Raw genomic sequence first — 23,239 nt, forward strand, 5'->3', positions numbered from 1 at the left:
TTCTTTTATGTCTATTGTCTCCAATTTCAGAACATTTTAATCAGTCACTTCCATTTTTAAAATCCAATTTGCATAAGCATAAAATATCGGAAAGATGAAGCAATAGGCAACTAGCGAATGAAAATTGTTCCATTCCTTCAAATAGTGGAACACGCCAAACTTAACAGCAATGGTCTCCATCAAACACGTAAAAACGATCCAGGCGAGCAAATAAAAAAACACGTTGCGTACAGAGCGGAGTCGCGCCCGAAAAAAACGCTGCACCGTAATAAACAAATAGCCGTACAAGGTAAAAACAGGTAAATAAATAATGAAGTCAAAAAGCTCGAGATCAGGCGAATCAAATGTGTTGTATAAGTTTAAAGGATGCATCGCGCTAAGCACTTCATCCGCAAAGCAGGCCATTGCTGTAAAAAACAGCCCGTTCGCAAGTCCTGCTTTCCATGAAACGGCTTTTGGCAAGAGATACAGCGCCAGCATCAACCCTGCCAAGGCGGCAAGGGTAAAGATTTCATTCTCGTCAAATTTTTCCGGAAGCATGCCGGTGTACCTCCTTTTTCCTGTCCAACCATCTATAGAGCGCATCGCCTACGTGTAAAACCGCAAGATCAGTGAAGAAGAAAGCAAGGACATACCGCCATGACCATCCGTAGGTATACAGAATTTGTAAAAAATCAAGGATGGCGACATAACCTGTAAAAACAAGGAAAAAACATGCTACTGTCAGTGTTTTCCGGCCGGACGTCCGTGACAGGTGAAACACGTGCAAATACAGCAGAAACAAAAGGGGCACCTCGAACAGAACAAGCAACCTGGAAATATAGAACATCGTTGTATGGTGATCATGAACAAAGTGCAGGTTCATTTCCAGTATCCTTAAAAAATTGATTGTCCAGAAGTATAGCCATAAGTAAAGCAGCAATGATTTCATTTTTTCTGCCTCAAACAGCGTGCGGGACAAATAGGCCAGCCCTGCCCCTGCCAAAAGTGAAAATAAAAGAACCATCTTTTTTCCCCTTTTTATGGTTGATAATCCTAGTTTGCCATTTCACAAACAAATTATGAATTTCACGCATAAAAAACGGGGCTTACGGCCATTTCACCGTAAAGCCCCGTTTTCCGGAAATCCATCAGTTTGCCACAATGTTGACGAGTTTGCCCGGTACAGCAATGATTTTGCGAATCGTTTTTCCTTCCGTAAATTCCTTGATTTTTTCATCCGCAAGCGCGAGTTTTTCCATGTCCTCGCGGCTCATGTTGCGGTCGATCTTCACTTTGTTGCGCACTTTGCCATTTACCTGAAGGACAATTTCCACTTCATTTTCGATGAGTTTTGAAGCATCAAAAGCAGGCCATGCTTCATATGTGATCGTGCCGCTGTGGCCGAGTTTTTCCCACAGTTCTTCGGCAATATGCGGGCAAAACGGCGACAGCAGCTTGACGAAGCCTTCCACATACGTTTTCGGTATCACTTCCGCTTTATAGGCATCGTTTATAAACACCATTAATTGCGAAATGGCCGTGTTAAAATGAAGGGCATCGATATCTTCCGTCACTTTTTTGACCGTCAGATGATACGTTTTTTCAAGTGCCGGATTGGCCTTGTCCTGAATTTTTTCTGACAGGCTGCCGTCTTCATTCACAAACAGGCGCCAAATCCGGTCAAGGAAGCGGCGGGAACCGTCAAGGCCGTTCGTCGACCACGGAATCGATGCATCCAAAGGGCCCATGAACATTTCGTACAGCCGGAGCGTATCGGCCCCGTGCGACTCGAGAATGTCATCCGGATTAACGACATTGCCGCGCGATTTGCTCATTTTTTCATGGTTCGCGCCCAAGATCATGCCTTGGTTGAACAATCTTTGGAATGGTTCTTTCGTTGACACCACCCCGATATCGTACAAAAATTTATGCCAGAAGCGGGCATACAGCAAGTGCAGCACCGCATGCTCGGTTCCGCCGATGTAAAGGTCAACCGGCAGCCATTTTTTCAGCTTTTCCGGATCGGCAATCGCTTTATGATTTTTCGGATCGATGAAACGGAGGAAGTACCAGCAGCTTCCCGCCCATTGCGGCATCGTGTTTGTTTCGCGCCGGCCTTTTTTCCCTGTTTTCGGATCGACAACATTGACCCAGTCTTCCACATTCGCAAGCGGTGATTCACCTGTTCCGCTCGGTTTGATTTCCTTCATTTTCGGCAGCATGAGTGGCAGCTCTTCTTCCGGCACGGCCGTTATGGTCCCGTCTTCCCAGTGGATGACCGGAATCGGCTCGCCCCAGTAACGTTGGCGGCTGAACAGCCAGTCACGCAGGCGATATGTCACTTTCTTCTGTCCGATCCCTTTTTCTTCAAGCCACTCGATCATGCGTTTAATCGCTGTCTGTTTATCCAGCCCGTTTAAAAATCCGGAATGGACGTGTTCACCGTCACCGGTATAGGCTTCTTTTTCAACGTTGCCGCCTGCGACGACTTCTTTAATCGGCAAATCGAATTTGCGGGCAAATTCATAGTCGCGTTCGTCATGGGCCGGCACCGCCATGATTGCGCCTGTCCCGTAGCTCATTAATACATAATCGGCAATCCAAATTGGCATTTTTTCGCCGTTCGCCGGGTTCACGGCATACGCCCCCGTAAATACGCCGGTTTTGTCTTTCGCAAGGTCCGTCCGTTCGAGGTCGCTTTTTAATTGCACCTCGGCAATGTAAGCCTGAACTGCATCGGCCTGCTCAGCTGTTTTGATTTTATCCACAAGCGGGTGTTCCGGCGCAAGCACGGCGTAGGTCGCCCCGAACAGCGTATCCGGGCGGGTCGTGAAAACGGTAAACGTTTCATTTGTGCCTTCAACCTGGAATGTCACTTCTGCCCCTTCCGAACGGCCAATCCAGTTGCGCTGCATATCCTTAATGTTTTCCGGCCAATCCAGCTCCTCAAGGTCTTCAAGAAGGCGGTCTGCATAGGCGGTAATTTTCAACATCCACTGGCGCATCGGTTTGCGGATGACCGGATGCCCGCCGCGTTCGCTCTTGCCGTCAATGACTTCTTCGTTTGCCAGCACGGTTCCGAGCGCAGGGCACCAGTTGACTGGCACTTCATCAATATAAGCCAGCCCCTTTTTCCACAGCTGCAGAAAAATCCACTGCGTCCATTTATAATATTCCGGATCAGATGTGTTGATTTCCCTATCCCAATCATAAGAAAACCCGATCGATTTCATCTGGCGGCGGAACGTATTGATATTTTGAATTGTGAAAACAGCCGGATCATTGCCGGTATCAATCGCATACTGCTCAGCTGGAAGCCCGAATGCATCCCACCCCATCGGATGGAGGACATTATATCCTTGCATCCGTTTCGTCCGCGACACGATGTCGGTCGCCGTATAGCCTTCCGGGTGCCCGACGTGAAGGCCTGCCCCCGACGGATACGGAAACATATCCAGGCAATAAAATTTCGGTTTATTTTCGTCTTCACCGGTACGGAACGTGTGATGCTCTTCCCAGTACTGCTGCCATTTCTTTTCGATTTTCCGGTGGTCAAAACTCATGACAGACTCCTCCTTTTTTATGTATCGACATTGACAATATAGGACGCAAAAAACCTCCCATCCCAAGAAAAAGGGACGAGAGGGTTCTCCCGCGGTACCACCCAAATTAGTGCAAGCACTCACTTTAAGTCCTTAACGCGGAATACGGCAAATACTAAAACGGGTCATATTTGCAACTCAAAGGCGAGTTCACGGGGTTCTCTGATTGGCTTGCACCTTCCGCCAATTCTCTTGTTTCAGCGCCGCCGTTACTACTCCTTGTCAACGTTCTTCTATCATTTATTCAATTTATAACCTATTTTACAGAAATTCATTCCCAGTTTCAATATTATTTTCCTGTTGCCCCAGAATGTGATTTTTCCACGAGTGGGCGGTCATACAGCAAGGCCAATAAAAGGGAAATAGCGAGAAAAATAATGAGCAATCCGAACAATGCCTTCATGCCGAATGCATCTGCGACAAACCCGCCAACAACAGGGCCAATCATTCTGCCGCATGTTGCGACACTGTTGATGATGCCCTGGTAAAACCCTTCCCGCCCTTTCGGCGAAAGCGTATTGGCAACTGCGGGCACAGCCGGCCAGACAAGCATTTCCCCAACCGTTAAAATGCCCATTGCCACTAAAAAACCGGCAAAATGCCCGGCAAAGGCAACGACAGCGAATGACAGCATAAAAATGGCCGTCCCAACAACAATTTGCTGTTTGACTTCCGGCAAGAACCGCTTTAAAAACGGCAAAAGGAGCGGCTGGCCGAGCACGATGATCGCGCCGTTCAACGTCCAAAGAAAGCTGTATTTGTTCAGCGAGATATGAAGCGTCTGCGTATAAGTGGAAATCGTGGCCGTCCATTGCGTGTACGCCGTCCATGCCAGGAAATAAGCAAAGCATAACAGGATGAGTGATGCCACTTGCGCCCGCCCTGCACGTTTGGCAGAAACAGCGGCTGTTCCCGCATACCCGGCATGTTTTTCGGCAATATTCCGGTAGCCGAAGATGGCAATCGCCATAAAAACGAGAAAAAGTGCAAGATTCGCTGCAAAAATAAGGTCAATGGAATAAGAAGCAATCACGCCGCCCAGCGCGGCACCGAGTGCAACCCCGATGTTGTTGGCGACATAGATGGCATTGAACGCTTTTCTCCCTCCGCCTTTCCAAGCCGCGCCCGCCATTGCAAGGATCGCCGGGCCGATCATGCCGGAACCGAGCCCGATGGCACCAAGGAAAAATACGTAATCCGGCCAAGCGTGGTTCCATGTCAAGCCGGCAAGCGCCACGGCAGAGATCAGACCGCCCAGCAGTACGGAACGGTAACCCCCGATTTTATCATGCAAATAGCCGCCCAAAAGACTGCCGATGACGCTTGTAAAATTATTCAGCATGAGCACGAGACCGGCGATAAACAGCGATTTGCCGAGATGATCGTGAATATAGATTGAATTTAACGGCCATAAAAAAGAAGCGCCAGTCATGTTGACAGCCATGCCAATGACAAGCAGCCACACAGTTTTTGGCAAAATGAATGCCCCCCTGCTAATGAATCGATCAAAGGAAATTGTAGGGGTTTTTCCCGGCAGTTACAAGCATTCTTGCAAAATATAAATATTATGGCAATTCCCCGTCCTCTGCTTGATCCAACATTTGCATTAAAAACGGGATAAGGCCCGTGCCCTATCCCGCTTTCATGAATCCGGCCGGCTTTTCTTGTTGTTTTTCCTAAATTTTCCGTGCCGAAACCGCTCCTACATGCCCGTTGTTCCCGCCGGATTTTTCGCCGTGATGTTTGCCTGGCTTTTCCGTTTTCCTCATTTGCTTATCGACAATTTTGGCCCCAGTTAAGCTTCGTTTTTCCGGCTTACCTAATTACATGGTCGGTTCATGTTCCTGTAAAATCATCTCGTTTTGCAGCTGCTGAATCACAAGGCGCATACGGTGGAGGCGCTCACGCTGCTGGGAGTTGGCACTGATCGCCAATTTGCAAAGTTCATTATAGGCTTCTTCCAGCTCTGTTAACGGTTCCGAAAAATCATAATAGCCGTAGTTTTCCTGGCGGTTGCCTTCCGCAAATTGCTCACGCGCCGATTGAACGGTTTGCTCGCAACGGTTGATACAATTTTCGACTGCTTCCCGTGTGGCCATCACGATTCCCCCCTTTATGCTTTGAAGCGTGCAGGCTTCATTTGTATAATGCCCCGTGCAGAAAAAATGTTTCCCCAGCGCATTGGGAGTTTCTTCCCGACAGCTCGATTTAGAATCCGAGCCGCCTTTGCACCCGCACCCGTTCATGGTAAAATTCAAAAGGAGTGCGCTGCATAAAGACGGTTTTTTACCATTTTGGGGCGCGAGCCTGTATGTCTGAAGAATAAGAACGATTTTGCCGTGTCCATTCCGGTATTCGAATGGAAAGCGCTGAAAAATATGATTTACATGGGGCACATTTGCCTTTTCACAGTAAAAAAACAGGCGTTCAACTTTCGCCTGTAGACCAATCAATAAATGGAGATGCTGCAAAGATGAATATGCTTCCTGTTCTCTCATTTGCTCATTTACTTTTAGAAAAAGCTGTAAAGAGCGGCGGTTTTGCCATTGACGCAACAGCCGGGAACGGGCATGATACTGTATTTCTCGCCAAACGGGTTGGAGAAGGTGGAAAAGTGTTTGCTTTTGATATCCAGCCGGAAGCGGTGAGGCGGACAAAGGAACGCCTGGAGAAAGAAGGCCTCGTTACGCGCGCCGAACTTTTCTGCACCGGCCATGAACATGCCAGCGAATGCATCCCGGCAGCGCTGCATGGCAAGATCAGCGGAGCGGTTTTCAATTTGGGCTATTTGCCGGACAGCGACAAAACGGTCATTACCCGGCCGGAGTCAACCATTGCCGCACTCGAGCAGATTTTTTCCATGCTTGAAACTGGAGGGATCATCGCAGTGGTGGTTTACCACGGGCATGAAGGCGGCGCATATGAACGTGACCGACTCCTAGATTATGTAAAACAGCTCGACCAGAAAAAGGCGCATGTGCTCCGGTATGAATTTCTTAACCAGGCAAACCATCCGCCTTTTCTTATTGCTATTGAAAAACGATAACGAAGGATCGATTGGTTCCGATTCAAAACATAACGGGAACCTGGCTTTTTCATGTCATTCCCAAAAGCGATAACATAGGGGCCGGCTACGAACAGCTGCCTTTTTCAATCGCATATGAATCTGACCGGGTCCTGGATTATGCAAAGCACGCCTTTTTTCATGCCATTCAAAAAGCGATAACAAAAGGACCGGGTACGAAAAGCACGCCTTTTCTCATTGCCATTGAAAAACGGTAACAACGGGGCCGGGTACGAAAGCCCGCCTTTTTTAATCGTATATGAACACGGCCGGCTCTTGAATGATGCAAAAAGTCCGGCCGGAAAAAGCCACATTGCTCCGGTTTCCTCAACCAGACAACCATCCGCCTTTTCTAAAAACGGCAACAAAGGGGCCGATAAAATCTGCCCTTTCCCGTTGCCACCAGCCGGCTCATTTTACTATTGTTTTTGCCAGGCTGGCCGGGATCATGTTTTTGATGGCGCGGTACATTTTTCCGTTAAAATAAAAGAATAAACTGATCGAGCCGGCAAATTTGATCATTTTCCGCGACAATTTCTGAACGCTCCGCTGCTTCTTCACCTTTTCATCTGACAAATAAACAGCCAAAAGCCCCCGGTTAATCAGTTTATGAAATTTTTCATTTGGGAGTCGGGCCGTATGTTTATCCGCCTCCTGCAAAAAATGCTTCAGCCGTTTAAACAGCTCTTCTTCGCTCGGGTAATAAAAACAAAAATTCAAGTCTCCGCCTTTTTTGTCTTCGTCCTGGTCGATAAAATAATCCAGCAGAATATGCAACCCCTGAATATAAGGAAAATACCCGTCACGGATGATTGTCGCATATTCAGGGCGGAAATCGTCCCGGAGCGCGTAGGAAACAAGGCAGAAAATCCCGAGGGTCGAGCCGGAACAGGCGGAAAACTCATACCATTCCATATCTGGAAAATCCGGCTTGTAGCGCAAAAACCATTCCTTTAGCCGCGGCACCCGTTCCTCTACGCGCACATGTTTATGTACTTGCAGATCCGAATAATAACGGCAAAGTTCCAGCAAATAAGGTTGAATGGCTTTATATTGAGGGATGCGGCTCAACACAACCTGGCATGTCCGCACGAGTTCATGCAAATAACCACCGTCATCCTGGTCCAGTCGGTAACGGTAATAATTTTTCAACGGTGCGCCGACTGTAAGCGCATCGGACATGGACTCGTGCAGTGCTCGGAAATCAACCGGGTCAAGCGATGTGCTGCGGTCGCATAGATTATCAAGATAGTCGCTGATCGTCTGGTAAGCGACAATAAACCGAAAAGCCGCTGTCCGCTCTTCCATTGCCAAAAGGCCGAGGATCGATCCGCCTTCACAGTGAAACGTTTTATGTTGAATGCTGGCGAGCGCCTGTGTCTTTAATTCATCATTGGGAATCTGGCGTGCCTTTTCCCGCCAGTAATGGAGTTCACGGTGGACAGCCGGCATCACCCGGCGGTAAACTTGCGCCATTAATGAGATCGGATAGGATGGAATTGTCACAAGCGTCACCTCATTCTAATATATAGCCTAACGTGCGGAGCCGGTTTTCCACAAAATTTTTCGCATAAAGGAAAACATCTTCCCTTTCCGGTTCATTGAAAATTTCATGGTAGCATTTCGGCCATTCTTTGTATAATTTTTCGGACACGGAAGTTTGGTTAAACCAATTTACGACAGCCCCCTTGTCCACAATTTTGTCATTCCCGGCCTGCATGACAAGAAACGGGACGTCCGGCAGCCGTACGGTATCCATCTGTGCCTGCCGCATCGCTGCGAGCAGCTCACGGTACCAGCGGACAGATACTTTTGTCAGCATCAATGAATCGTTGACCGCCTGCATTTGAATATCCTTATTCCGCGTTGCCATTTGCACGGTCAGCGGGCTGTTAAAGCGGAGGCCCGGGGCAATCCGGTTTAACCCGATCGAAAGCAGGCCGAGCAGCTTTGAAGGATACTGGACAAGCCCAAGGCACGGCGAGGAAAGAATAACCCCCGCGATTTTCAGATGTTCCTGCTCAAGCAGCCGGATGACCGCCAGCCCGCCCATGCTGTGACCGAGGAGAAAAATCGGGAGGTCGAACTGATAGGCTGCCGTCACCCACTCTTTTATCTCTGTTGTATATTCATCAAAGGAATCAATATGCCCCCTTTTTGCTCTTGATGTCATCCCATGACCGGGAAGATCGCCCATCACGACATGATAGCCGCTTGATCTCCACATCTCAATTAGCCAGCTGTAGCGGCGGTGATGTTCCATCGCGCCATGAACTATGACGATGACTGCTTTTGGGTTTTCATCTGCTTCCCATTTCCACATGTTCCTGCCTCCTTCAAAACCTGCGAAACCATCCTGCTTTTATTTTACCCATAATCCTTCTGTTCTGAAAAACATATGCCATTTTTAACCCGATTTATTCACAATTTATTCCCAATTCTTTAAGATAAAAGAAAAGATCAAAATAGGAGGGTATGAATATGATTTATGCTTACAATGGAAAAACCCCTTTGATTGCGCCAACTGCTTATATTGCTGACAATGTGACCGTTACGGGGGACGTTGAAATCGGCGATGAATCCGGCATCTGGTTTGGAACCGTTATCCGCGGCGATGTCGCACCGGTAAAAATCGGACAAAAGGTAAATGTCCAGGATAACTGCGTCCTGCACGAAAGCCCGCAAACACCGCTCATACTGGAAGATGAAGTGACGGTCGGCCACCAGGTAATTTTACATAGCTGCCATGTTCGGACAAAAGCTTTGATCGGCATGGGTTTAATTATTCTTGACGGCGCCGAAATCGGGGAAGGCGCTTTTATTGGCGCCGGCAGCCTTGTAACGCCCGGGAAAAAGATTCCTCCGCATACGCTTGCGTTCGGCCGCCCGGCAAAAGTGATCCGTGAACTTACCGAAAAAGATATCCAGGACATGCGCCGCATCGTCCGCGAATATGCCGAAAAAGCACAGTACTATAAAAATTCCGTCGGGCGCTGACAAAGGTTACCGGCGGGGACAAAAATAACGCCTTCTTTAAAAGCATCGGCAGCCGCACTGTTTTAAGCCGCAAACAAGCGAAAAAATGAACAAAAAAAGCCATGCTGCGAACCGGGATAAATGCAAAGCTTACCAGGCATATACGAAAAAAGCGTTATACGATAAAGGGGCCTGCCCCCGTTTCCGATTACACGGAAGCGGGGCCAGACCCCCCTTTTTTGTCCCAGCTTTCTTACTGTGAAACGCTGAACGAACATCGGACCATTTCACAATTCCATCCCCTTTTGAAGACGGAAAAACCTCCTGCCCGCTCATTTTGCGGACAACTTTATCCGGTTATTTTCCCGATTGTGAATCGATTTTTTGGAGATTACAGCGAAGCGCCGGCAAGCCGCCCTTGTGCGCCTTTTTGGAAATCGTACTTGTCTTCCATATACACGGCATGCCAGAGCATGAAAATGAGCACGGTCCAGATTTTCCGGCTGTAATCGAGCTTGCCTGCACAATGGTCTTCCAAGAGCTTCAGTACATATTGTTTGTTGATGATGTCATCGGTCGGGCTCGTTTTGATGATCTCTGCCGCCCAATCATGCATTTCATCTTTCAGCCAGTGGCGGATCGGGACCGGGAACCCGAGTTTTTTCCGATTCAGCACATGTTCCGGCACAATGCCCTCTGCCGCTTTGCGCAAAACATACTTCGTTGTGTTATGAGACGTTTTTAAGCTCGCCGGAATTTGCGAAGCGACCCGGAACACTTCTTTATCCAAAAACGGCACACGCAGTTCAAGTGAATGGGCCATCGTCATCCGGTCCGCCTTCAGCAAAATATCGCCGCGCATCCACGTATGGATATCGATATATTGCATCCGGTTAACCGGATCATAGCCTTTTGTTTCATTGTACAGCGGCTTTGTGATGTCACGGTAGTCAAGGCTGTTGTTATAAGTCAACAGCAAGTCGCGTTTTTCTTCTTCGGTGTACATTTTCGCATTGCCAATATAACGGTCTTCCATTGGCGTGACGCCGCGTTCGATAAAGCTTTTTCCTTTTACCCCTTCCGGCAACACTTTCGCCAAAGCTTTCAAAATAGATTTTCCGGCAGCCGGAATTTTATCAAAAACTTCAAGCGACTGCGGTTCACGGTAAATATTATAGCCGCCGAACAATTCATCCGCGCCTTCGCCAGACAGAACAACGGTCACGTACTTTCTTGCTTCACGCGCCACAAAATAAAGGGGCACACAGGCAGGATCTGCGAGTGGATCGTCCATATGCCAAATGATTTTTGGCAGTTCTTTCATGTATTCTTCCGGCGTGATCACATAGCTGATATTTTCAACCCCGAGTTTTTCCGCCGTTTCTTTGGCCACATCAATTTCGCTGTAGCCGTCGCGTTCGAAGCCGACGGAGAATGTTTTAATGCCCGGATGGAACTGTTTTGCAATCGATGCCGTAATCGAGGAATCGATCCCACCCGACAGGAATGCGCCAACCGGTACATCGCTGCGCATATGGACTTTCACCGAATCAATCATTACGTCACGCACTTCTTGAATAAATTCGTCCTCGCTTTTATGAACCGGGTGGAAGGATGCTTTCCAATATCGTTTGATTTCCATCGGTTTGCCAATTTTTTTCACAAAATAATGGCCCGGTTCAAGTTTCCGGATGTCTTTTGTCATGGTGAAAGGTTCGGGCACAAATTGGTAGGTTAAATAATATTGGACAGCATCATAATTCAGTTCTGGTTTTTCCATGGCAAGCAAAATGCTTTTCTTTTCAGAACCGAAATACATTTTATCGCCGTCTTCATAATAGAAGAACGGTTTAATGCCGAACGGGTCACGCGCGCCGCACAGCGTTTGTTCCTGCTTATCCCAGATCGCAAACCCGAACATCCCGCGCAGACGTCCGATTGCTTTTTCGCCGTAACGGCTGTACATGGCAAGAATGACTTCCGTATCCGAATTCGTTTCGAATGTCATCCCTTCTTTTAGCAGTTCTTCACGCAATTCCACATAGTTATAAATTTCGCCATTAAAAATAATCCAGTACCGTTCGTTTTCGTATGTTAAAGGCTGGTGCCCCGCCTCGATATCGATAATGCTCAGGCGCCTGAAACCGAACTGGATATGCTCGTCTTCATAAAAGCCTTCATCATCCGGGCCGCGGTGCTCAATCATATGATTCATCTGTTTAAACTGTTGCCTGTCTTCGTCTGATAATGTAACGGGATGGTCATGGACGCAGCCAATAAATCCGCACATGTAAAAAGTCACCTACTTCATTTCGATATACTCTATTGTAAATTTATTTCTTTAAAAAACAAATGCATTTCCGCCAAAATTTGACGGCCAAATTCTGCACATGTAATATAGTTTAGCATGTTTTCCGCCAGTTTGCAGGGTTTTTGTTAAAAATGAGGCAAACAGGATTCCTTATTCCCGCCGTTTTATGAAAAAGAGCGGCCTGTATACCAGGCGCGCTCTTTTTCATATTATTTTCCGATATGATTGCGGGCGAATTCGTTCAACGCCCCGGCTTTGTCCGTTTTTTCCCAAGGCACATCCAAATCATCGCGGCCGAAATGCCCGTACGCAGCGATCTGCCTGTAAATCGGACGGCGCAAGTCGAGCATTTTGATAATGCCGGCCGGGCGCAGGTCAAAATGAGCTTCGACCGCCTCGATCAGCACTTTTTCCGGCACTTTTCCGGTCCCAAACGTATCGATGGAAATAGAAACGGGCTTCGCCACCCCGATCGCATACGCAAGCTGTACCTCGCATTTTTCCGCAAGGCCTGCCGCAACAATATTTTTCGCAACATAGCGGGCGGCATAAGCAGCGGAACGGTCCACTTTCGTCGGGTCTTTCCCGGAAAATGCGCCGCCGCCGTGACGTGCATAGCCGCCGTACGTGTCGACAATGATTTTGCGGCCGGTCAGCCCCGCATCCCCTTGAGGGCCGCCGATAACAAAGCGGCCGGTCGGATTAATCAAATACTTTGTATCCGCATCGAGCAAGTGTGCCGGCACAACCGGTTCAATGACGTATTTTTTCATATCTTCCTGGATTTGTCCGGCGCTTGTGTCAGGATCATGCTGCGTTGAAATGACAATCGTATCAATGCGGGCAGGCTGGTTGTTCTCGTCATATTCAACTGTCACCTGTGTCTTCGCATCCGGGCGCAAATACGGGATCACTTCTTGTTTGCGGAGTTCAGCAAGACGGCGGGCAAGCTTGTGGGCAAGCGAAATGGGAAGCGGCATCAGCTCTTCTGTCTCATTGCAGGCAAACCCGAACATCAGGCCCTGGTCGCCGGCTCCGATTGCCTCAATCTCTTCGTCGCTCATCCCGCCTTCGCGGGCTTCCAAAGCCTGGTTAACGCCGCGCGCAATATCTTCGGACTGTTCGTCAATCGATGTCAGCACAGCGCATGTTTCCGCATCAAACCCGTATTTCGCGCGCGTATAGCCGATCTCTTTAATGGTCTTGCGCACCACTTTCGGAATATCCACATATGTATTGGTGGAAATTTCCCCCGTGACGAGCACGAGCCCTGTTGTGACGGAAGTTTCACAGGCAACGCGGGCATTCGGGTCTTTTTCTAAAATGGCATCCAAAATGGCATCGGAAATCTGGTCGCAAATTTTGTCCGGATGGCCTTCCGTCACCGATTCCGATGTGAACAAATGCCGTCCTTTTAACATCCGCTTTTCCTCCTTATATGGTTACATATTGGAAACGGTACTCATACCCTAAACTCGATTCATTTCATGTACAAAGCCAAAAATAAAAACCTTCCCCATTCATCATGAGTGGAAAGGTTTTGACTTCAATCAATCGCGCCTTTCACTCTTATCGTTCAAGGAAACAATCCTTGCTGCAGGTTAGCACCTTTGCCTGGAAGTCAAGCGGCAGCTGCGTTGCGAGCGCATTGCCTGTTCCAGAGGCGGGTTGCTGGGTTTCATCGGGCCCGTCCCTCCACCAGCTCGGGATAAGAGTATCCGTTCAAAGTAAAATCATACGCAATTTAGCAGGCGCTGTCAATGATTTTTTCGCCCTTCTCCCCTTTGTCCTCTGCATTTTTCCCGGAAAAAAGTATGTAATAAACGGATGAATATGTTATACTGATATCGTTTAAAGTGAAATAAGTTATTCAAAGGGGCGGTTTATGAAAATGGATCTGATTGGCGCTTCTGACGATTTAAAGTTTTTGTTGTCGGGGGAAAACGTACGCATGCAGCTTTCCGTGCCACAATTAATGGAAAAAATTATCGAACGGAAAGAAGCTGTACTGACAACGGAAGGGGCCATTTCTGCTGCAACAGGAAAATATACAGGAAGGTCACCGAAAGATAAATTTATTGTCGTCGACTCCGAATCAAAAGACCGTGTCGACTGGGGCAAAATCAACCAGCCGGTTTCTCCCGGCGTGTTCAACAGGCTTTATGAAAAAATGGTCCGGCATTTAAAAGGGAAAGACGAAATTTTTGTGTTTAAAGGTTTTGCGGGTGCCGATCCAAAAAGCCGCCTTCCGATCCAGACCGTGAATGAGTTCGCCTGGCATAATTTATTCGCGCATCAATTGTTTATCCGGCCGGATGCGGAGGAGCTCTATCAACACGATGCGCAATTTACGATTCTTTCCGCGCCGCTGTTTAAGGCAGACCCGGCGCTTGACGGCACGCATTCCGAAGCGTTCATCATGATTTCACTTGAACGCCGGATAATTTTGATCGGCGGGACGGAATATGCAGGCGAAATGAAAAAAAGCATTTTTTCCATCATGAATTACTTGCTGCCGCAAAAAGGCATCCTTCCCATGCACTGCTCCGCCAATACTGGGAAAAACGGCGATACGGCCCTGTTTTTCGGCTTGTCCGGGACCGGGAAAACGACGCTTTCCGCCGATCCGGAGCGCGCACTTATAGGGGACGATGAGCACGGCTGGTCCGACAGCGGTGTCTTCAATATTGAAGGCGGATGCTATGCAAAGTGCATCGGGCTTACGGAAGAAAAAGAACCACAAATTTACCAGGCGATCCGTTTTGGGACCGTACTTGAAAATGTGGTCGTAGATCCGGTGTCCCGCAAACCGCAATATGACAACAATGCACTGACGGAAAATACAAGGGCTGCTTACCCGATTGAAAACATCGGCAATATTGCCCGCTCCGGCATGGCCGGCCATCCGTCAACCATTATATTCCTAACGGCCGATGCGTCCGGTGTCCTGCCGCCGATCAGCAGGCTGACAAAAGAGCAGGCCATGTACCATTTCTTAAGCGGTTACACTTCTAAACTGGCCGGTACCGAACGCGGCGTCACGCGCCCGGAAGCCGTGTTCTCCACTTGCTTCGGCGCGCCGTTTTTGCCGCTTGAGCCCGCCGTTTATGCGGAAATGCTCGGCGAGAAAGTTGACAGGCACAACGTCCAGGTATTTCTTGTCAATACCGGCTGGACAGGCGGCCCGTACGGAACCGGTTCCCGCATGAAATTAAGCGATACGCGGGCCATGGTCCGGGCTGCGATAAACGGCAAACTGAAAGATACCGAAACACGGCAGGATGATATTTTCGGGCTACACATCCCGGTTCATATTGAAGGGGTGTCAGATGACGTCCTTTATCCGGCAGATACATGGACGGACAAGCAGGCTTACCGTGAAAAAGCGTTCGAACTTGCAGCCCGGTTCAAAGAAAATTTCCGGCAATTTTCGGTGCCGGATGACATTGAAAAACTCGGCGGCCCGCTTATATAAGCATAAACGGGAGCCCGCATTTTAAATTAAAATGAGACTCCAATTAAATTGTGGTATGCTCATTTCTGTAAAAGCGGAAACGCTGCAGCAACCCAAAAGGTTACGGCGAGTACCAAGGGTCTGCTCATTTAAGCAAAAGCGGAAACCCAGTTAAAACCAGGTGCTTGTCTGGACGGCGCTGATTCCTTCCTGCACTGCCCATTGATGGTGGGCACCGGCCATTTTTTCCACAGCCTCGTGAAGGTTGAGCCATTCCAAGTTATGGCTTCCTTTGCGGGGCTGTTCCCATTTTCCTAAATAAAACAGGCCTTCATCCATGGACCGCGCGCCCGTTTCCTGTGCCGCTTTGCCTAAAAAGCCCGCGATTTCAAGTTCCGCGCCGACTGTCCGCATCAGGCAGGCAAGTTCAGACTCCCCGCGGCTGATTTCCCCACCCGGCAGCCTGTAGCCGCTGCCCGATGGCACCACCCCGACTTTTTCTTTTTTCGCATCAAAAATGACGGCATATGCGCCGCAAGCTTTTTTGTAGTCCGTTTCCATCTTTGGACTTCTCCTCCTTTTTCAAGCAAATGCGGAAGGCCGGCCCTTTACCTCAAGTATTCGATTCTGGCGGGAGTAGCTGCCAGCCTTTTTAAATCGCTGCGACCAGTTCTCTTTTCCAGTTTTAGAAGCCGGCCTCTCTTCCGATTAGTATTTTCAATCCTGCCCATTTCATCCCGAAGAACCAGGCTGGCGGCACACTTGCAAGACGTGTTGCGTTCGCCAATATTCCTGTCCACACCGGTCTAGGCCCAGTTGAAAAATTTTAGCAGTTCCATTCACCAATACTCCGGCACCACTCCCGCCGGATCCGTTCTTTCTCCGCGCTACCCGCAAGCTGGTTCAGTTCCGTTCACAAGGCATTGCCCTTTGGCCGAATTCCGGCGTTCTCCGCAAGACCAGCCAGGCATTACACTTGTAAAATTCCCTTCCGCCCGTCCTGATAAACTAAACAGGCGCCGCGGACCATGGTGCGGCGCCTGTTTAATTCGGCGTGTTCAAAGAAACCAATTCATAGTGAACGATCGTTGTATTGTTTTCCCATTCCAGTTTGCGGATGACAGCGCTTCCGCTCGGCCCGTGTTCCTTCTTTTTCCGGATTTCAACCGGCGTATCAAGCGGATACACGCAGTATCCCGGTTGTTTTAGCAAAAAGAGGTTTTGCTCAATACGCTCTTCTTTTCCGTTCGTCACGAGCATCGTATCGAGTTCCATCGGCATTCCCATTCGGCTCACCTCCGTCGTTGCTTCTATTGTATCATGTGCGGAATGCCTTTTCATCCAAACGCTGGCAGCATGGACAACCCGCCGGTTTACAGGCGGCGGGAAATGGTGGCCAAGTTCCGGGAAATACCATGTTTCAACCGATTTTCCAAGCTGTTTGAGACCGTGTTCGAGACGAATGGCGTGTTCCACGGACACATTTTGATCCTTCTCCCCGTGGATAACGAGAACGGGGCAACCAATTTGCCCGAGCTTATACAGTGGCGTCCGCACCCGGTACCGTTCCGGATATTTTTCCGGCGTGCCCCCGATCACGCGCTTCATCATTTTTCTTAAATCGACCCGTTCCGCATAACAGAGCGCAACATCCGAAACGCCGCCCCATGTGACAATAGACGCGGCCGGCCGTGCTTCCGCGGTGCCGAGTGCCATGATGCCGCCGCGGGAAAATCCGAAAACGTGGACACGCCCGCTCACCCGCTCATTCTCCATCAATACGTCAAAACCAAAATACGCATCATGCATATCGTCTCCGCCAAAGTCTTCATCGCCTTCCCCGCCCCAGTTGCCGCGGTAAAAAGGCGCGAAAACGATAAACCCTTCCGACGAAAACTCGCCGATCCGCGCCGGCCGCACCATCCCGACGCTTTTGATGCCGCCGCGTAAATATAAAAACCCGTCATAAACGCGCCCGTCATCCGGCTCTGCCAGCAACCCTTTCACTTTCAAGCCGTCCGACCAGTATGTCACAAGATACATGCGCACACGCGGATTTGGGGACGGAAAAAGCTGCTTTTCGATCACGGTCTTCAAATTGCATCACCTTTTCAGTGTTTCGTTTAATTGATCCGCTGCAAAGATTGCCTCTTTATCTTGTACAATATCGCCGGGTTTATTGCCCTCTCCAAGAATGTAACCGTCAAAACGCATGCCTAAAAAGTCAAAAATATACGCAAACTGCTGGATCAGCGGCAGCCCTTTGACACGTGGCATATCCCCGCCGACTGCAATCACATAAATTTTTTTCTCCGCCATTCTTTTTTTAAAATCCGGAAACTGCGGATCCCGCAATGTTTGCGACCAGCGATCGATGAAGGTTTTCATCAGCCCCGACATCCCGTACCAGTAAATCGGCGTTGCAAAGATAATCGTATCGCACATGAAAATATGCTGGATGAGAATGCTATAATCATCCTCCACTTTTGAAAACCCTGAATCCGTATGGCGTTTGTCTTCAATTGGAAGAATATGCGCATCTTTCAAATAGAAGCGCTCCACATGCATGCCTTCCACTGCCCGCTCTGTCAGCATCTCTGTATTGCCGCGCGGGCGCGAACTTCCGTAAATCACTGCAATCGTCATGGCTGTACCCTCTTTTATCCATTTACTTTTACTTTCTATGTTAGTATGTCGGCCGCAGCCTTCGTCTGTCAAGCAATTCGGATTCCAGCGGTTTTCCAAAAAACTTTTAAAAACCGTCCAGTTTCAGTTAAAATAAAGGTATTGGAAAAAATTAAAAAAACGCTGAACTGTAAACCATTTTGAAGCAACAGGTTCATAAAGGAGATTGACTTTCAATGACCTATTATTTAGGCGTAGATATCGGTACAACAACAACAAAATCTGTTTTATTCGGCGAAAAAGGGAAAGTCATCAGCATGCACCATGCAGGCTATCCGCTTTACAGCCCATCCCCTCAGGTCGCCGAGCAAAATCCGGATGAAATTTTCCGTGCTGTCATTGACTCGATGAAAACAGCGATCGTAAAAAGCGACATCGATCCTTCCGAAATAAAACTTGTTTCGTTCAGTTCCGCGATGCACAGCTTGATTGCAGTGGACAAAGACGGAAAACCGCTAACCAACTGCATTACTTGGGCGGACGCGCGCGCTAGAAAATGGGCTGAAAAGATAAAGAATGAATGGCACGGCCAAGACATTTACAGGCGGACCGGCACCCCTATCCATCCGATGTCCCCCCTTTCCAAAATCACATGGCTCCGCCACGAGGAACCGGAGCTGTTCAAAAAAACGTTCAAGTTTATCGGCATTAAAGAGTATATTTTTTACCACCTTTTCGGGCAGTATGTCATCGATTATTCGCTTGCCTCTGCGACCGGCCTTTTTAACCTTCACGACCTGGACTGGGACAAAGAGGCACTGCATGTGGCCGGCATTACAGCGGACGAGCTGTCAAAACCTGTGCCGACGACCTTTTCCCTCACCGGGCTTGCGCCGGAATATGCGGTCGAAACTGGCATTCCGCAAGACACGCCGTTTGTTGTCGGCGCAAGTGACGGGGTGCTTTCAAATCTCGGTGTGAATGCAATCGACCCCGGTGTTGTCGCGATCACGATCGGGACAAGCGGCGCGATCCGGACCGTTACCGACAAACCTGTGACCGATCCAAAGGGAAGGATTTTCTGCTATGCATTAACGGAAAACCACTGGGTCGTCGGCGGGCCGGTCAATAACGGCGGCATGACGTTCCGGTGGGTGCGCGATGAACTGGCCGCAGCCGAAGTCGAGACGGCAAAACGGCTCGGCATTGATCCGTATGAAGTGCTGACGAAAATTGCCGCCCGTGTTGCCCCGGGATCGGACGGACTCATCTTTCATCCGTACCTGGCCGGCGAGCGCGCGCCGATTTGGAACGCGGATGCAAGGGGCTCGTTTTTCGGCCTTGGCCTGCACCATAAACGCGAGCATATGGTCCGCGCCGTGCTGGAAGGCGTAATTTATAATCTCTATACGGTCATGCTGGCGCTTCAGGAAATGATCGGCATCCCGAAAAAAATCCAGGCGACCGGTGGCTTTGCCCGCTCCGATTTGTGGCGGCAAATGCTCGCTGATATTTTCAACCAGGAAGTCGTCGTGCCGGAAAGTTTTGAAAGCTCCTGCCTCGGGGCGATCGTCCTCGGCATGTACGCGCTCGACGAAATAGATGACTTCTCGGTTGTCTCCGACTGGATCGGCGCCACACACACCCATCGCCCGATTCCGGAAAACACTGCGGTATACGAAGAGATCCTTCCGATTTATATCCGGATCTCCCGCCTGCTTGAAGGGGAATACACCAACATTTCCGCTTTTCAGCGAAAATGGGTAAAATAACGCACGCGTAATGGTGAAAACAACAGACACGCATGGATTTGATAGGGCCGCCATTTGCTTTTGTTCATTCTGCAAATGGCGGCGTTTTTTGTAAAACTAGGCCGCCCACTTTGCGAGATCCAATTCGCAAATGGTGGTGTTTTCGCAAAAACAGTTCGTCCGCTTTGCCTTTAGAAAGACACAGTGCGGGAATGTATGGAAGACAACCATTCCGCTTTAAAATTTGCGAAGGACCTGGGTTGCAAATAGGGATTGCTGAATAAGCAAAATTCCTAGATTTAGCAAGAATGCTGACAGCTTTGGCATTTATAAAAAATGCAGGGAAAAGCTTGCACCTGAAACGCGCCCTATGTGAAGGAAGGCCGTCAATTTTACGCACTTTCTTAACGTAGACGCTCTCTATGTGAAGAAAGAGACTCGTTTTTGCTTTCTTCCTTAACGTAGACGCTCTCTATGTGAAGAAAGGCCTTCGTTTTTCCGTGCTTCCTTAACGTAGACGCTCTCTATGTGAAGGAAGCGCCTCGTTTTTCCACGCTTCCTTAACGTAAATGCACTCTATGTAAAGGAAGCGCCTCGTTTTTCCGCGCTTCCTTAACGTAGATACTCTCTATGTGACGGAAGACCTTCATTTTTCCGCACTTCCTTAACGTAGACGCTCTCTATGTGACGGAAGACCTTCATTTTTCCGCGCTTCCTTAACGTAGACGGATTAAGTCCGTATAATTGTGTAAAAAGAAGGAGTCATTTTATCAACTCTTGGCAACACTGTTTTCAACGACGATAAACAATGAAAAGAGGAGATAAAATGACTCACTTACAGTTTAACCTAAATTTGGATGTTTTAAAAGAAGCCATCATGACTTCCGATCTTGACGCGGTAATTAAATCAGCGGTTGTCCTCGTGTTAAACGAGTTTATGGAAAAGGAAAGGGATGACTATTTAAAAACGAGCCCTTATGAACGCGCTGTTGAACGCCGGGATTACCGGAACGGTTACTATGAACGCGAGCTGTTGATGAGCATCGGCAATGTTACATTAAAAGTTCCCCGGACACGTAATGGCGAATTCTCAACTACCTTATTTGAAAAGTATGCCAGATGTGACCAAGCTTTCGTCCTTTCAATGTTGGAGATGGTCATCAATGGCGTCTCTACCCGTAAGGTCACAAATGTCGTAGAACAGCTTTGCGGTAAGAATGTATCCAAGTCGTTTGTCTCTTCCCTTACGCAAAAACTGGATCCCATTGTGAATGCTTGGGCCGAGAGACCGTTGAATACAACCTACTACCCTTATGTGTTTGTGGACGCCATGTATATAAAAGTACGGGAGCACCATAAGGTCATATCAAAGGCTGTTTATATTGCGACTGCCATTACAGAGAAGAATACACGTGAAATACTGGGTTTAAGCGTTGACCATGCAGAAAGTTTGGAGAGTTGGAGTTCATTTTTTAAACAACTTAAATCACGTGGACTCCAATCACCAAAACTCGTTATTTCCGATGCTCACATGGGCCTTCAGAAAGCAATACAACGGGAATTCATTGGCACTGCTTGGCAAAGGTGCAATGTTCATTTTAAACGCAATATCATTGAAAAACTGCCCAAAAAAGATACTGCAGAAATCCGGGTGATGATTAAGCGCGTGTTTGAGGCCGTTACGATTGAGGACATACGCAAGTTTAAAGATGAATTAATAAACAAATTTGGTACAGAAGCAAGATTTGAAAAAGCCCTGGCCATTTTAGATGAAGGTTTTGAAGATACTATCCAATACATGAACTTTCCTGAGAATATCCGTATGCACATACGGAGTACTAATTCCCTCGAGCGGCTTAACCAAGAGGTTCGTAGAAGGGAAAGGGTCATTCGCATTTTTCCTAATACCCAATCTGCTTTTCGTTTGGTTGGTGCCGTTTTAATGCAGTATCAAGATACAGAATACTCGAAGAGGAAGTCACTTATGGGAAAGAATAGTTAGCAGCATTTTCAGCTTAACTTCCATCATGGATGATTTCATCTCCGGGAAGGGATGTCAAATTGAAAGGCATTTGACATCCCTTCCCGGAGATGAAGAAAAAAATCCATGGAAGTTAAGCCGAAAAAATGAAGGGGTGGTTGAAAACATTTGCCCATAAATTTACACAATAACCTGGACTTGACTCGTAGACGCTCTCTATGTGACGGAAGACCTTCATTTTTCCACGCTTCCTTAACGTAGATGCACTCTATGTGAAGAAAGGACGTCAATTTTCCTCGCTTTCTTAACCTAGACGCCCTCTATGCCCCGGCATCCGGCTGGTCTCCAGTACTGTCATCGTTTTTATCATAAGCTCTCTTCTCTTCCCCTAACCCGGCAAAATAAATTTTTAATTGATTAGGCGTTCACACAATCAGCGCCCGCGGCATAGGCTGTAAAAAAGCCCAATGAGGAGGTTGCATGATGAAAAAGTGGCTCAAATCCGGATGCATGCTTCTGCTTGCCGCATTGCTTGCATTCAGTTTAAGCGCGTGCGGCAGTACCGGTTCAAAGAAAAAAGCATTGCAGAAAGTACGGGTTGCCGAAGTGACACGCTCCGTCTTTTACACTCCGCTTTATGTCGCGCTTGAAAAAGGATATTTCAAAGAGGAAGGGCTTGATATTAAGCTGACCACCACATGGGGCGGGGATAAAACGATGACTGCCCTGCTTTCAGGGGGAACCGATATTGCGCTTGTCGGATCGGAAACGTCCATCTATGTATACAAACAAAAAGCGGCAGACCCGGTTATCAATTTCGCGCAGCTGACGGCGACAGACGGAACATTTCTCGTCTCGCGCAAAAAAATCGACCATTTTTCGTGGGATATGCTGAAAGGCACCACTTTTCTCGGCCAAAGGAAAGGTGGAATGCCGCAAATGGTCGGCGAGTATGTCCTGAAAAAGCACGGTATTGACCCGCACAAAGACACAAAGCTGATCCAAAACATCGATTTTGCCAATGTCGCTAATGCTTATGCATCCGGAACGGGGGATTTTGTCCAGCTGTTTGAACCGACCGCATCCACAATGGAAAAAGAAGGAAAGGGTTATATTGTGGCTTCTTTCGGCAAAGAGTCCGGAAAAGTGCCGTACACGACCTTCATGGCAAAGCAAAGCTATTTGAAAGAGCATGAAAAAACAGCGGTGAAATTTGTCCGCGCCCTGCTAAAGGCCGGAAAATGGGTGCAAGAAACCGATGCGGAAACGGTCGCAAAAACGGTTCAGCCTTATTTTAAAGACACGAAAACCGATATGCTCGCCTCCTCCATTGAACGGTACCGCAGCCAAGGCTCGTTCAGCAGCGATATGATTTTAACCAAAAGCGGCTGGAACACGATCCAGGACATCATGAAAGAAGCCGGAGAACTCGACCATACCGTGCCGTACGACAAACTGGTAAACGCATCGATTGTGAAAAAGGCAAAATAACG

18 protein-coding genes, 1 riboswitch and 1 other annotated feature are annotated in these 23,239 nt (G+C 48.3%); of the genes, 6 read left to right on the forward strand and 12 right to left on the reverse strand.

Annotated features, from left to right (window positions below):
- Positions 1 to 36: 36 nt before the first annotated feature.
- The 5 genes from NSS95_RS10720 to NSS95_RS10740 form a co-directional block, all read right to left on the reverse strand.
- The gene (locus NSS95_RS10720) at positions 37 to 540 is read right to left on the reverse strand and encodes a hypothetical protein (protein WP_014097665.1); all 504 of its coding nucleotides are present in this window, start codon (positions 538 to 540) and stop codon (positions 37 to 39) included.
- Positions 521 to 1,006 carry a hypothetical protein gene (locus tag NSS95_RS10725; RefSeq protein ID WP_014097664.1) on the reverse strand — a complete coding sequence of 162 codons (486 nt, stop codon included), beginning with the start codon at positions 1,004 to 1,006 and terminating at the stop codon, positions 521 to 523. The genes NSS95_RS10720 and NSS95_RS10725 overlap by 20 nt, the downstream gene beginning before the upstream one ends.
- A gap of 124 nt (positions 1,007 to 1,130) precedes the next feature.
- On the reverse strand, positions 1,131 to 3,545 hold the full coding sequence (gene leuS / locus NSS95_RS10730) for a leucine--tRNA ligase (protein WP_014097663.1): 2,415 nt from the start codon (positions 3,543 to 3,545) through the stop codon (positions 1,131 to 1,133).
- Positions 3,546 to 3,613: 68 nt separating this feature from the next.
- Positions 3,614 to 3,819: a binding site (T-box leader), on the reverse strand.
- A gap of 54 nt (positions 3,820 to 3,873) precedes the next feature.
- Positions 3,874 to 5,061: an MDR family MFS transporter gene (locus tag NSS95_RS10735; RefSeq protein WP_340713881.1), complete on the reverse strand. Its 1,188-nt coding sequence runs from the start codon at positions 5,059 to 5,061 to the stop codon at positions 3,874 to 3,876.
- Positions 5,062 to 5,407: 346 nt separating this feature from the next.
- Entirely contained in the window at positions 5,408 to 5,683 is a 276-nt protein-coding gene (locus tag NSS95_RS10740) for a YtzC family protein (protein WP_340713882.1), read from the reverse strand.
- 374 nt (positions 5,684 to 6,057) lie between these two features.
- Between NSS95_RS10740 and NSS95_RS10745 the strand changes: the two genes are divergently transcribed.
- Positions 6,058 to 6,630 (forward strand): class I SAM-dependent methyltransferase, encoded by a 573-nt coding sequence (locus NSS95_RS10745; RefSeq protein ID WP_014097660.1) that lies wholly within the window; start codon positions 6,058 to 6,060, stop codon positions 6,628 to 6,630.
- A gap of 429 nt (positions 6,631 to 7,059) precedes the next feature.
- Here NSS95_RS10745 and NSS95_RS10750 read toward each other — a convergent pair whose 3' ends face one another.
- Positions 7,060 to 8,154 (reverse strand): tetraprenyl-beta-curcumene synthase family protein, encoded by a 1,095-nt coding sequence (locus NSS95_RS10750; RefSeq protein WP_014097658.1) that lies wholly within the window; start codon positions 8,152 to 8,154, stop codon positions 7,060 to 7,062.
- Positions 8,155 to 8,164: 10 nt separating this feature from the next.
- Positions 8,165 to 8,971 (reverse strand): alpha/beta hydrolase, encoded by an 807-nt coding sequence (locus tag NSS95_RS10755; RefSeq protein ID WP_014097657.1) that lies wholly within the window; start codon positions 8,969 to 8,971, stop codon positions 8,165 to 8,167.
- Between the two features lie 158 nt (positions 8,972 to 9,129).
- On the opposite strand from NSS95_RS10755, the gene NSS95_RS10760 reads away from it, so the two are divergent.
- The gene (locus NSS95_RS10760; RefSeq protein ID WP_340713883.1) at positions 9,130 to 9,645 is read left to right on the forward strand and encodes a gamma carbonic anhydrase; all 516 of its coding nucleotides are present in this window, start codon (positions 9,130 to 9,132) and stop codon (positions 9,643 to 9,645) included.
- 370 nt (positions 9,646 to 10,015) lie between these two features.
- Here the strand turns inward: NSS95_RS10760 and asnB are convergent, their stop codons facing one another.
- On the reverse strand, positions 10,016 to 11,914 hold the full coding sequence (asnB, locus tag NSS95_RS10765; RefSeq protein ID WP_017550245.1) for an asparagine synthase (glutamine-hydrolyzing): 1,899 nt from the start codon (positions 11,912 to 11,914) through the stop codon (positions 10,016 to 10,018).
- Between the two features lie 230 nt (positions 11,915 to 12,144).
- Positions 12,145 to 13,356 (reverse strand): methionine adenosyltransferase, encoded by a 1,212-nt coding sequence (gene metK, locus NSS95_RS10770; RefSeq protein ID WP_014097654.1) that lies wholly within the window; start codon positions 13,354 to 13,356, stop codon positions 12,145 to 12,147.
- Between the two features lie 145 nt (positions 13,357 to 13,501).
- Positions 13,502 to 13,650: riboswitch (SAM riboswitch) on the reverse strand.
- A gap of 170 nt (positions 13,651 to 13,820) precedes the next feature.
- Between metK and pckA the strand changes: the two genes are divergently transcribed.
- Positions 13,821 to 15,410, forward strand: a complete 1,590-nt coding sequence (gene pckA, locus NSS95_RS10775; RefSeq protein ID WP_017550244.1) for a phosphoenolpyruvate carboxykinase (ATP) — start codon at positions 13,821 to 13,823, stop codon at positions 15,408 to 15,410.
- 150 nt (positions 15,411 to 15,560) lie between these two features.
- Here pckA and NSS95_RS10780 read toward each other — a convergent pair whose 3' ends face one another.
- The 3 genes from NSS95_RS10780 to NSS95_RS10790 form a co-directional block, all read right to left on the reverse strand.
- Positions 15,561 to 15,950: a DNA mismatch repair protein MutT gene (locus tag NSS95_RS10780; protein WP_014097652.1), complete on the reverse strand. Its 390-nt coding sequence runs from the start codon at positions 15,948 to 15,950 to the stop codon at positions 15,561 to 15,563.
- Between the two features lie 483 nt (positions 15,951 to 16,433).
- Positions 16,434 to 17,477: a DUF2584 family protein gene (locus NSS95_RS10785; RefSeq protein WP_225620990.1), complete on the reverse strand. Its 1,044-nt coding sequence runs from the start codon at positions 17,475 to 17,477 to the stop codon at positions 16,434 to 16,436.
- A gap of 15 nt (positions 17,478 to 17,492) precedes the next feature.
- Positions 17,493 to 18,035 (reverse strand): flavodoxin family protein, encoded by a 543-nt coding sequence (locus NSS95_RS10790; RefSeq protein WP_035183970.1) that lies wholly within the window; start codon positions 18,033 to 18,035, stop codon positions 17,493 to 17,495.
- Between the two features lie 215 nt (positions 18,036 to 18,250).
- Between NSS95_RS10790 and gntK the strand changes: the two genes are divergently transcribed.
- From gntK to NSS95_RS10805, 3 genes are all read left to right on the forward strand, one after another.
- The gene (gene gntK, locus NSS95_RS10795; RefSeq protein WP_035183973.1) at positions 18,251 to 19,786 is read left to right on the forward strand and encodes a gluconokinase; all 1,536 of its coding nucleotides are present in this window, start codon (positions 18,251 to 18,253) and stop codon (positions 19,784 to 19,786) included.
- A gap of 805 nt (positions 19,787 to 20,591) precedes the next feature.
- Positions 20,592 to 21,767: an IS256 family transposase gene (locus NSS95_RS10800; protein ID WP_017551449.1), complete on the forward strand. Its 1,176-nt coding sequence runs from the start codon at positions 20,592 to 20,594 to the stop codon at positions 21,765 to 21,767.
- A 462-nt stretch (positions 21,768 to 22,229) separates the two neighbouring features.
- The gene (locus NSS95_RS10805; RefSeq protein WP_035188995.1) at positions 22,230 to 23,237 is read left to right on the forward strand and encodes an ABC transporter substrate-binding protein; all 1,008 of its coding nucleotides are present in this window, start codon (positions 22,230 to 22,232) and stop codon (positions 23,235 to 23,237) included.
- The last annotated feature ends 2 nt before the right edge of the window (positions 23,238 to 23,239 follow it).

Origin of the sequence: Weizmannia sp. FSL K6-3076 (assembly GCF_038007245.1) — a bacterium.
In the GTDB taxonomy this organism is placed as follows: Bacteria; Bacillota; Bacilli; order Bacillales; family Bacillaceae_C; genus Weizmannia; species Weizmannia faecalis.